Source organism: Acidovorax sp. GW823-FHT01C06 (assembly GCF_058798375.1).
The window spans coordinates 116,628-127,103 of the sequence record NZ_JBXAKN010000010.1 but is presented as its reverse complement, the minus strand read 5'-3'; the positions used below and the strand labels follow the sequence as shown (position 1 = coordinate 127,103).

Here is a 10,476-nt window from a genome sequence, read left to right as displayed (position 1 = left end):
AAGGCAAGGGCCCGACGCTCTCGTGGCTAGCAGTGAGCACCACAGTCGGCAGGCACCTTTACTCGGCTGGCTGGCAGCCCTGCCACGGCGCTATGTTCGAAGCGGCTGTCACATACTCACTGTCGACAACTTCAACCTGTCGGCAGTCGGCGCGTCCGTCGCTTATATCGCTAGGTCAGCTACAAAGTCCACCGTCTTTAGGGCCAGTTCTATCGGGCGATAGGACTGCAGGCTGACCCTGAGCGGACATGCAGGCGCGTTGAGTTGGGCAGGAGCTTCCAGCCTCTACCTGTCGTTTGCGGCACGACGCTGAAAGGGCGACTCCTGGCCGAACTCAGTCGGTCATTGCCAGCAGCTTGGTCAGCCGCAACCGACACAGACGGACAGTTCATCAGAATACGCACTGAGCATATGGCAGGGACGCTGCCATTCATGCTGAACATTGCCCCCGAAGTCTGCACTACTGAGCTTTAGGAATCTTCGCGCGTAGGGGTACAACTGTGTTAGAGCCACCGTTTCCTATGGCGGTCTCGAGCATTTGGCCCAACATGTTCAGTGCATCTTGTGTATTTCGAAGCTGTATCTTAAGTAGGCTGTTCTCGGCTTTTAGGTTGCTAATTAGGACGTCTTGTTGGGATTCGGTGGCCGCTCGCCTTTTCTTCTTTCTACGTGAAAGATTCCAACCTTTTATCTTGAGCTCAAGTTCAGCGCGCAGGGCGTCATGATGAGGTTTGTATAATGGCGAGCTTGTCAAGCCTGCCTGTTTGCATACTTCTTCGACGGATAGACTCTTGCGCGAGCGGTCAGCTGCGAGTTGTTCGAAGGCGTTAAGGATCGAAGCTCTATATGTCTCTTTCTTAGTGGCTCCGGCCTTTTGCTTTGATGTTGATTTCATTAGCTAGGTCTTCTCGATCACATATTGAACCTCATCAAAATTCTTTTGATAGAACTTTTTCATAGGTTCACTCAAAAGAGGGTCTTGGCTTTTCGCCTTAAGCCATTGAGCCTGACGGATTAGCTTTGGCCGCTCTGAGCCAAGGAGCAGGTGGTGGCTACACGAGCCACTACAGTTTCCTAGGTTGGGTAGAGGTAATCCGGAATCTGAGTTGCAGGGGCCACGTGCAACCAGTGGCTTCAAACAGTACATCCCCTGGCCTAACACGCTGAGAAGCATTTGGCCCATAGACATCATGTCGAGGCCGAGTTCAACAAACTCATTCTCAGTCATGTCAATGTCTGATTCGGTCTTAATGGCGGCACGGAGCGCTGGTGCACCCCCTCCCATCAACGAGTCGCGCTCCGCGAAGAGAGTCTTCAGATTCTTCACCGTGAGCTCGGGGTAGGCTGTCAGAAGTTCATCTTGAATCATTGGGGACGCGAACATATAGCCTAGAGTGGTTCTATATGCCGCGTGCCCAAAGATGCTCTGCAAAATGACAGTCGCTCCTTCCATCGATAGCGTAATGAGCCTGGCTACTGACTTTCGCAAACGTGTAAAAGAGATGTTTTCGCTGAGGTCAGGCAGTATGCAGGCCGAGAATTTTGCTAAAACATGGTTATGCGCATTGGCAGACAGCGCGGCCCCTTCTATCGTATAGCTCGCCTCTTCGGTATCTCCATGGACTTGATACTTAGTTTGCACGAACAGCTTATCGGTGAAAGCATGCGTCCCTTCTAAGTCTGCATGGATGTAGCGTCTAATCTGCTTCTTCAGCGAACTTTGAAGCTCTATTGCGCAGATTACCTTATCATCTACAGGAAGAGCGACTGGTTCGCCGTCGGATTCATCTCTTCCCTTATAGTGTGTCAAGGCTAAGAATGCCTCTCCATCCTTGTTGCTTATGCAGCCGTCACTGATGGAGTTAATCTCACTTCGGCGAGAGCCCGTGGCGAAGCTGACCGTGATTGTAGATGCCGCACTGCACAGTCTGGCGTGGCCCATCAGCGATTTAAAAGTAGTGGGGGGCCAGTCGAATAAACCTGCTTCAGAATGAGGCCAACAATAATCCTTGATGTATTTTTTCTGAGCTCTATAACAATGGGCGTCCGCACTCTTGCTTTCACGAATATTCGGAAAGCGATCAGCAATTGTTAGACATTCATCAATCGCGTTACGTACATGCGGCCCAAGTTCCTCGACATAGAAGTGAGCGTTACGCACGATTAAGGTCAGGTCCTCATCACTGTATGGAATCTCTCCTCGGCCATCAAAATCTCGCGCATGGGCTTCGTGCCAGAGTGCTTTGGCAGCCGCTTGAGCGCCTTTGTGAATTGGAAACGGATACTGAACGCTGTAAGCAATGAGCCCTTGACCATGGTGTATGGCTGCTCCTCGTAGAGTCGCCACGATACTCACCAGTGTCTCAATATGCTTTGCCTTTCTCGCTCTATCTAACAGGAATGCTCTCGTTTCGCTGGTGGTTAGCGTCTCTAGCGATAACCCTTTCTCCTGAATCATGGATGCGAAAGCGGCAACTGCTTGTCCACGCTTTATGAGTGAGGCAAAGCTCGGTGTGGACGCGATATTGATGGGGTGGCGTAGGAAGGCATAGAGAATGTCCTTGCATAGTGGGACTAAAGGCGCAGGCATTTTTTTGAAGTCGATTTGCCTGGCTTTAGTCGGCATGGCGGCCATTGCGCCGATTGGCGCTCCTTCCCATACCATGTCAGCGACCCGGCTTATTACCGTCGGTACGTTGTCGATAAGGTGCCAGCTTACAATGGCAGCATCTCGCTTCTCGCTGTCGCTCCTGGGTTGCAGGCCCATTAGAAGTGGGTTCATTTGGGTCATCTTGCCGGCCTATAAAACAGAAGAGGCACGTCGAGGGTCTCCGCCTCACGCATTGCTCTTGTCTGATCTTCCGCGGAATATCTTGCAAATACATCCTCAAGGTTCCTGAGCTCTCGATCCGCTGCAGAGCCGTCCCAAAGGTGTGCGCTCGACTTGTCTCTCCGACTGCGCAGGTCGAGTATGCTTTTGCCCATCTCGGGAAGGCCTGAGCGAAAGCTTCTGGCCATATCGCAGTCATAGCAGCGTACTGCTGGGCATACGTCTCCGGAATGTTTTTGACGGTAGATGCCTTTTGGCGGTGCCGTCGGGTCTTCACAGCAGAACCCGGAGCGGACCTTTACCAGCTTTGAGTGGTTGTGTGAAAGAGCTTCTCGGGATTCGGGTGTTTGCATCTTTCGGATCATCGCCGGCTGCAAAACTGCTTCGTCAGAGTCAAGGATTGCATGCGATGCGGACTGATACTGCCGCAGTCCATCGTGTGCATAGGTTTTTACCCATTTCCTTCTGAGGTAATCATATATTGTGCGTGACTCTTCACTATGGCCTAGTTCGCCCTGCGCGATCTCTATGTCCATGGCACTTTTGTATGCTACGTACCTAAGATAGGCGTCCCGAAGAAGTTTCGCGTTATAGCTTATCGGCTTCCCGTCTTTGTCTAACAAGTCGGGGGTCGATTGGGACTCTTTGGCTATTAAGCGATTAATTATTCCTTGAACATTTTGGCCATTAAGATGCTGCCATTTTCCCTCGTTCCAATATATCCACATACTCTTTGATGAAGCTATCGCGGCTATCCCGGATGGAGTCTTCAGGGTGGGTTGTGGATTGGAGTTCTGAATAACGCGGCGACACCATGCCCCAAGGAGCTCTTGGTAACGGACTACTTTGACAGGGTAGAACTCTGGCTTCGCTCTAAATGGCATTGGAATGGGCTTGGGGTCATTTTTTCTCATCCCATTTCGATTCTTTAGTCCCATGACAATTCTGTAGTCCACCCCAAACGGATTTGGGCGCAGCCATTTGCCAGCCATTAGGCCTTGGCCGGGGGGCAGGTCTAGAATTGGCTGTTCATTCGCACCGCAGCGGGCTATGACAAGCAGAATTTCTGCCGCCACAAGGTCTACGGTCGGGGCCAGGAATGTCTCGGTGAAAGGGAAAAGTCCCGGACGAGAAGGTGATTCACTACGGCTCAGCGCGATCCTTGCAGCGAGGATGGCATCTCGAATCTGATAGCTTTTGCGAAACTTGTTGCCCACGTCAAATGGTCTCTTCCGAGCCGTCGGATCGTCGCGCTGGACGCTGCGGAAAATTTGCTTCACTTTGGCTCTGTCTTTTTTGAACTGTGCAATAACCTTCTTGCTCATGCGTACCAGCGCAAGGTACTGTCTTTCGCTGTACTCCTCTCTGTCGATGGTCGCTTTTTGAATGCTGAAGGGTGATGGTCGCCACACACTCGTTCTCATGGCGTCCTTGATAAACCGCGCGACGGAGCTGTAGATGGCGCCCATACGGATGCTCTTCAATGACTTCTGATGGCGAAGCCATTCTGCAAATTTCACTCCTTGCTCTTCTGATAGAGCCTCCAGGGACCCGCCACCAATAAATTCTGAATCTAGGCTTGCCTGGTCATCAAGAAAGTGGAAGAGCCACTTCAGTTTTGTCAGCTCCTCAAACGTAGATCGGGATGCTCTATCTTTGGTCCACTTCCGGATTGACGGCGCCATGGCGCTAAGAATCATGTGCCAGTGGTTCCTGATGGGCCGCGCCAGGTGGCGGATGGACGGTGCTCGCTTACGATGTATTAGCGAGACTATTTGCACATCATTGCGTTCTTGGGGGAGTAGGGCGTTTAAGTCAACACGGTAGTGCTGTTCTTCGGGGCCGCTCTCGACGATCCAAGACAGCAGCGGCGCTTCTGTTGGAGGGGGAGGATGAGCCGTTGCGCCTGAAATATCAAAAGACTTTCTTGTCTTCGGTCCCTGAGTCATGCGAGACCCCGCTCAATTTCGTCTAGGTGTTGACTCCAGTCTTCGCGAATAGAAGGATCACTGCTTATCAAAGTTGCAAGGTAGGTACTTTTTGTGGTTTCGGACGATGAGTGACCTAGAAGACGTGCTAACTTCTCAACGGCCAAGCTTGTTTTATCTATCATTAATCGGACAAGCCATTTATCCAGAGAGTCTTTGCTGATGCTCTGCTGCAGATTCCGATACGAGGTTAGGAGATAGTTGACGGCGAACTCATGGCGAAGCTCGTGAGGCGTTCGCTTAATGCCGCATCGTTCACTGGCCCTCAGAAATGCATCACCGATGGCATCTCCGGACATTGGCAATCCGCCTTGTGTAAGGAAGAGGGGGGTTGCTGCTGGGGCGGCGATCAATTCTTTGGCGGCTTTTTTAAGCCTGTCTCTCCGTGCTCTTGAGGAAAGATAATTTCTTAGCATCGCAACTGTCGGTGCCTCAACCTCAATTTTTCGCTCTTTATCTCCCTTGCCGATAATCGTGATTGTTGCTGGTCCGCCTGGATAAATAGGGGATAAAAGAGCGACATCTTTAACGGTTAGGCTTGCGACTTCTGAACGTCGGAGGCCTGTTGAATAGATCAACTTCGCAATAAGTTTGTGAACTGGGTCCAGAAATGAATTAATGAAGGTGATTAGATGTTTGGTAGGGAGGATGGAGATTAAAGAAGGTTGCCGGCGCCTAGTCCCAGGCAGATGGCTTGTCTGGAAATACTTAATAGGTCTCTCTGCGTCGCCAATATAATTCTTTTCATATACATGAGTGATGGCGCTGAGTGCATTCCTTGGTTTATTGGTTTGTGCGCATAGGTCTATAAGAAACTCTCTGGCAACTAGGGCTCTCCGCTCGATTGTCGATGCCGCTAACTCGGTATCTTTGTCTTGGAGATGATCCACATATCCTCCTAGGAGGTCGGCGGACGCGGCCTGTTCTGCTAGGACACTGGGCGGTGCTTCCCGGTAGGTGTTGAGGAAGTAGGTTAGGTCGTAGCCAAAGGCTGCTATCGAATTCTGGCTGAGGCGTTTTAGCGAGAAATCTTCTAGCTTCCCCATACGCCGTTTGCGCAGGTAGTTGTTCTCGAATGCCCGTGGCAGCCCGGCGGAGTCGACGATAAACGGGGTCGTGATGTCGACTCTTGCAAGCAAGGAGTCGACCCTGTTCGGGGGGACTTTGGGGATCGCGTCGCAAACTAAGTTCAGAACGTCCTGAGTGACGGGTCTGGGGAAGAGAAGTTGAGACATCGATATTCATTCATATGTTGACGTGTGCAACGAGGCTGCAGCCACATCTCCAGAGAACTATCGAATACATGTTTTCTTGGGTCAAGTAGTGAAGTTGGCCCATCCCCCTGAACGGCTGGCCTATTTGTCGTCGCGGATCGGGCGAAATCTCTTAAATCACTCATCTTGGCTCATTGTTTTCATCTCGGCACCTATCCCGTTGAATAGATTACGCGCATCTGAGTCCGTCTCATCTATCGAATTAGATAGGTCAATCTATCAAAATGGATAGAAAATGCAGCCGAATTAGATATATCTATGTTGGCCGCTCTGGCGGTGAAATTATTTTTTTCAGATAGGACCTGTGGTCTCTTGCGAGAGGGTGGAACTGTTGTGTATATGACTAAACCTACCGCAAACGTAGGTCTAGTCGCGAAGCTTTAGCGGCGGTGCAACTGGTGCTCTGCATTCAAACCAAGCGTGTCCGTGTCGCCGGTAACTCATAAGGCAGGCATCTCGCCCGGAGTGTTGTTCCCCTGCCGCGAGGTCTAGGGCTTAGGTCTGCAGGCGATGCATGCGATGAGATGCTGATTACAGTTGTGAGCGTTGCTTCGGTTCGGGCAATGACGTCTCAGCTGCCCAGAGACTGGAACCTGCGAGAGACAGGGGCAGTATCCAAATTCGCAGCCTAAATGAGTTGACTTGCACATGCGTTGCGAACGTAGGTAGTCCATCTCTAAAAACTCAAGAGAGGTACCTGAGTAGGGCCATAAGTTACGACTGCTACGCCCGGCCCACGCACAGCTATCTCAATTTTTCGCCCGGGCTCGACTTCGAGACCCAGATCGTGGCCAAGCACAACATCGCCGAGGTGCTGCGCCGCGAACTGGCGCAGCCGCGTTATGTGCCGCGCCTGCTCAACATCGGTTCGGCCACCGACTGCTACCAGCCCGTGGAGCGCGAACTCAGGCTCACGCGCGGCCTCATCGAGGTGATGCGCGATGCACGGCACCCGTTCTCGCTCATCACCAAGTCGAGCGGGGTGGAGCGCGATCTCGATCTGCTCGCGCCGCTGGCAGCGCAGCAACTGACGGCGGTGTACCTGACGATCACCACGCTCGACCCGCTGCTGGCGCGCCGCATGGAGCCGCGCGCCGCCGCCCCCCACCGGCGCCTTCGCACGCTGCGCACGCTGGCCGAGGCCGGCATTCCGGTGGGCGTGAGCGTGGCCCCGCAGATCCCCTTCATCACCGAAGACATGGAGCAGGTGCTGGAGGCCGCGCGCGATGCGGGGGCCAGGAGCGCGTTCTATACCGTGCTGCGCCTGCCGTGGGAGCTGGATGCGGTGTTCCGCGAATGGCTGCAGGTGCACTACCCGCAGCGCGCGGCGCGCGTGATGGCGCGGGTGCAGGATTTGCACAACCTCGATGCGGCCCAGCGCAGCGCGGGCAAGAGCTACGACAGCAGCTTCGCCACCCGCATGAAGGGCAGTGGCCTGTGGGCGGACATGCTGCGCCAGCGGTTCGCGGGGGCGTGCCGGCGGCTGGGGCTCAACCGGGAGCGGCTGGAGCTGGACCTGTCGCAGTTCAGGCCGGGGCTTGCGCGCGGGCAGGGCAGCCTGTTCTGAGCCAGGCCGGGCTGCGAGGGAAGTGGAAGTGGCCGGAGCTGGCCGGAACGCACAAGTCCGGCTTGCTCGCCGTCACAGCCTGCGGCTGCCGCCGGGGGGCGCGGCCATCGCCTGTGCCTGGTGGCGACAGGCGGTGAGCATGTCCAGGTCCGGGTTGTAGGCCCCCGTCGTCACGTCCAGGAGGCCGAGCACGGAGTGAAAGTAGTTGTCGTGCGTGATGCGCCGTTCGGCCAGGTCCTGCTGCAGGCAGCCCGTGGCCGCACCCGTGCGCGATTGCATGGCGGGCGAGAGCCAGGTGATCCAGGGCACGTGCTTTTGCACGTCGGGCGCGATGGCGTAGGGCAGGCCGTGCAGGTAGAGGTTGTTCTCGCCCAGTGATTCACCATGGTCTGCTACATAAATCATAGCTGTCTGCGCTTGTTCGGAGCGCGTGGAAAGCCATTTGAGCACTGAGTCGAGGAAAAAGTCGGTTTCCACGATGCTGTTGTCGTAGGCGTTCACCACCTGCTGGCGTTCGCATTCCTGCAGCGCCGTGGAGGTGCATTCGGGCAGGAATTTCTTGTGCTCGGATGACGAGCGCTTGGAGTAGGCGGGCCCATGGCTGCCGATCTGGTGCAGGACCACCACGGTCCCGCGCTGGCGCTGCTCGGCGGGCAGCGCGGCAATGCGGGCGTCCAGGTCCTTGAGCATGATGCGGTCCAGGCATTCGCCCCGGGTGGGGCACAGCGCGGGGTCCTGCAGTGCCGACGTGTTGGTGTCGCCCAGGCGGTCGCACACCCCCTTGCAGCCCGACTGGTTGTCCACCCAGAGCACGGCCAGCCCGGCGTGGTGCAGCACATCGACGAGGCTCTCGAAATTGGCCGCGCGCGCCTCGTAGCCGGTGCGCCCCAGGTGCGAGAACATGCAGGGCACCGACGCGGCGGTGCTGGTGCCGCAGGACCACGCGTTGCGGGCGCTCACGAGGTCGGTGCGGGCCGAAAGAAGCGGCGTGGTGCCACGGCCATAGCCGTTGAGCCCGAAGTTGCCGCTGCGGCCGGTTTCGCCCAGCACCAGCACCAGCAGGGGCGGTTGTTTCTGCCCCGCATAGCTTGCGCCCAGCCTGGCATCGCGCCCCAGCGGCAGCAGTTTGCTGGTGTCGATGCGCAAGGGCCTGGTGGCGATGTTGCCCAGCGCGTACACGCTGTTGAGCGGGTTGATGAGATAGCGCAGCTTGGTGTGGTTGCGCATGGTGGATGCGAAGTCCTGGAACACCATCAGCAGGCACACCACGATGACCGCGATGGCTCCGAGCAAGAGCGCGCCGTTGTGGGCCGCGTGCCGCAGGCCGCCCAGGCGCTGCACCGGAGTGCGGTAGAGCCACGCCAGCGGCGGTACCGCCAGCGCCAGCACGGTGCCCGCCATGCGCCAGCCGAGCAGGTCGCCCGCCTCGTGGGCATCGGTCTGCAGCACGTTCACGAGCATGCTGGCATCGATGGCGATGCCGTAGGCGAGCATGAAGTAGGCCCCGAAGGCTGCCATCACCACCAGCACCGCTGCCGCGGGCTTGAGCGTGCCCCGCCAGGCCAGGAGGCTCAGCAGGGCCGCGTTGCCGGCGGCCACGATGACCACGAACGCCACGGCAAAGGCCCAGCCGCGCGCGCTGCCGTGGCCGGGCAGCTCGGCCACCTCGCGCCACAGCGGCACGTTGCAGGCCGTGGCCAGCCAGGCGCTGATGAGCACCACCACCCACGCGGGGTGCAGGTGGCGCGGTGCGGGTGCGGAGGAAGCTGGAGCTGGAGACCGGGGCCCGGCGCCCGTGGCTGCATGGGAAAGCAGCAGGCGCTGCAGGATCAAAGGCATGGGCGCACTGTGGCGCCCGAGACTTAAGGCCGCATTAACGTCCGGGGGCCTGCAGGGTCCTGGCGTGGTGCCTCAGGTGGTCGGCCATGAAGCTCTGGATGAAGTAGTAGCCGTGGTCGTAGCCTTCGTGGCGCCGCAGGGTGAGCGGCTGGCCGATGGCCTGGCACGCCTCCTCGAACAGATGCGGGTGCAACTGCGTGGGCAAGAACTTGTCGGCCAGGCCCTGGTCGATCAATATGCCGGCCGGGTAGGGCGCCACCGGCTGGTGCTGCATCAGCACCGTGGCGTCGTGCTCGATCCAGCCCGTGCGGTCTGGCCCCAGGTAGCCCGTGAAGGCCTTCTCGCCCCAGGGGCACTGCGTGGGCGCGCAGATCGGCGCAAAGGCCGAAAGGCTCTTGAACCGCCCCGGGTGGCGCAGCGCCAGGGTGAGCGCGCCGTGGCCGCCCATGGAGTGGCCGCAGATGCCCAGGCGCTCGCCATCGATGGGCAGTTGCGCCGCCACCTGCGGCAGCAGTTCCTTCATCAGGTAGCTTTCCATGCGCCAGTGGCGCGCCCAGGGCGCGGCCGTGGCGTCCAGGTAGAAGCCCGCGCCCACGCCGAAGTCCCAGCTCTCGGCCTCGCCCGGCACGTTGGCACCGCGCGGGCTGGTGTCGGGCGCGACCAGCGCCAGGCCCAGCTCGGCCGCCAGGCGCTGGGCACCGGCCTTGACCATGAAGGTTTCTTCCGTGCAGGTCAGCCCCGCCAGGTACAGCATGGCGGGCACAGGGCGCTGCCGCGCCTGCGGCGGCAGGAAGACCGAGAACTTCATCGGCAGGCCGATCTCGGCAGAGGCGTGCTGGTAGAAGCGCTGCTCGCCGCCAAAGCAGGCGTGGCTGCCGAGCAGGTCCAGGGAGGTGGTCATGTGGATTGCTTCAAAATTGATAGCTTGCAGCGCATGAAGGATAAGCGCTAGGGGCTGTTTTTACCTTGATTGATCGC

The 10,476-nt window shown here is 57.4% G+C and carries 6 protein-coding genes and 1 pseudogene; 1 reads left to right on the top strand and 6 read right to left on the bottom strand.

The features are described from left to right. Nucleotides 1-460: 460 nt before the first annotated feature. The 4 genes from AC1RCS_RS19630 to AC1RCS_RS19615 are packed head-to-tail and all read right to left on the bottom strand — an operon-like array spanning nt 461 to nt 6,053. Nucleotides 461-895: a hypothetical protein gene (locus AC1RCS_RS19630; protein WP_492245580.1), complete on the bottom strand. Its 435-nt coding sequence runs from the start codon at nt 893-895 to the stop codon at nt 461-463. A gap of 3 nt (nt 896-898) precedes the next feature. Further along, nucleotides 899-2,782, bottom strand: a complete 1,884-nt coding sequence (locus AC1RCS_RS19625; protein WP_492245581.1) for a hypothetical protein — start codon at nt 2,780-2,782, stop codon at nt 899-901. Between the two features lie 5 nt (nt 2,783-2,787). Further along, complete coding sequence (locus AC1RCS_RS19620; protein WP_492245582.1) at nt 2,788-4,779, bottom strand: hypothetical protein; 1,992 nt, start codon at nt 4,777-4,779, stop codon at nt 2,788-2,790. Next, the gene (locus AC1RCS_RS19615; RefSeq protein ID WP_492245583.1) at nt 4,776-6,053 is read right to left on the bottom strand and encodes a tyrosine-type recombinase/integrase; all 1,278 of its coding nucleotides are present in this window, start codon (nt 6,051-6,053) and stop codon (nt 4,776-4,778) included. Before AC1RCS_RS19615 ends, AC1RCS_RS19620 begins: the two co-directional genes overlap by 4 nt. 760 nt (nt 6,054-6,813) lie before the next feature. On the opposite strand from AC1RCS_RS19615, the pseudogene AC1RCS_RS19610 reads away from it, so the two are divergent. After that, nucleotides 6,814-7,659 (top strand): annotated as a pseudogene (locus AC1RCS_RS19610) (radical SAM protein); the annotation flags it as partial. 72 nt (nt 7,660-7,731) lie between these two features. On the opposite strand, the gene AC1RCS_RS19605 reads toward AC1RCS_RS19610, so the two are convergent. After that, on the bottom strand, nt 7,732-9,498 hold the full coding sequence (locus AC1RCS_RS19605; protein WP_492245584.1) for a phosphoethanolamine transferase: 1,767 nt from the start codon (nt 9,496-9,498) through the stop codon (nt 7,732-7,734). A 34-nt stretch (nt 9,499-9,532) separates the two neighbouring features. Then, nucleotides 9,533-10,399, bottom strand: a complete 867-nt coding sequence (gene fghA / locus AC1RCS_RS19600; protein WP_369641922.1) for an S-formylglutathione hydrolase — start codon at nt 10,397-10,399, stop codon at nt 9,533-9,535. Nucleotides 10,400-10,476 lie beyond the last annotated feature (77 nt).

Coding starts and splice junctions, on each gene's coding strand:
- AC1RCS_RS19630 (WP_492245580.1), bottom strand. CDS start 895: ATGAAATCAACATCAAAGCAAAAGGCCGGAGCCACTAAGAAAGAGACA.
- AC1RCS_RS19625 (WP_492245581.1), bottom strand. CDS start 2,782: ATGAACCCACTTCTAATGGGCCTGCAACCCAGGAGCGACAGCGAGAAG.
- AC1RCS_RS19620 (WP_492245582.1), bottom strand. CDS start 4,779: ATGACTCAGGGACCGAAGACAAGAAAGTCTTTTGATATTTCAGGCGCA.
- AC1RCS_RS19615 (WP_492245583.1), bottom strand. CDS start 6,053: ATGTCTCAACTTCTCTTCCCCAGACCCGTCACTCAGGACGTTCTGAAC.
- AC1RCS_RS19605 (WP_492245584.1), bottom strand. CDS start 9,498: ATGCCTTTGATCCTGCAGCGCCTGCTGCTTTCCCATGCAGCCACGGGC.
- fghA (WP_369641922.1), bottom strand. CDS start 10,399: ATGACCACCTCCCTGGACCTGCTCGGCAGCCACGCCTGCTTTGGCGGC.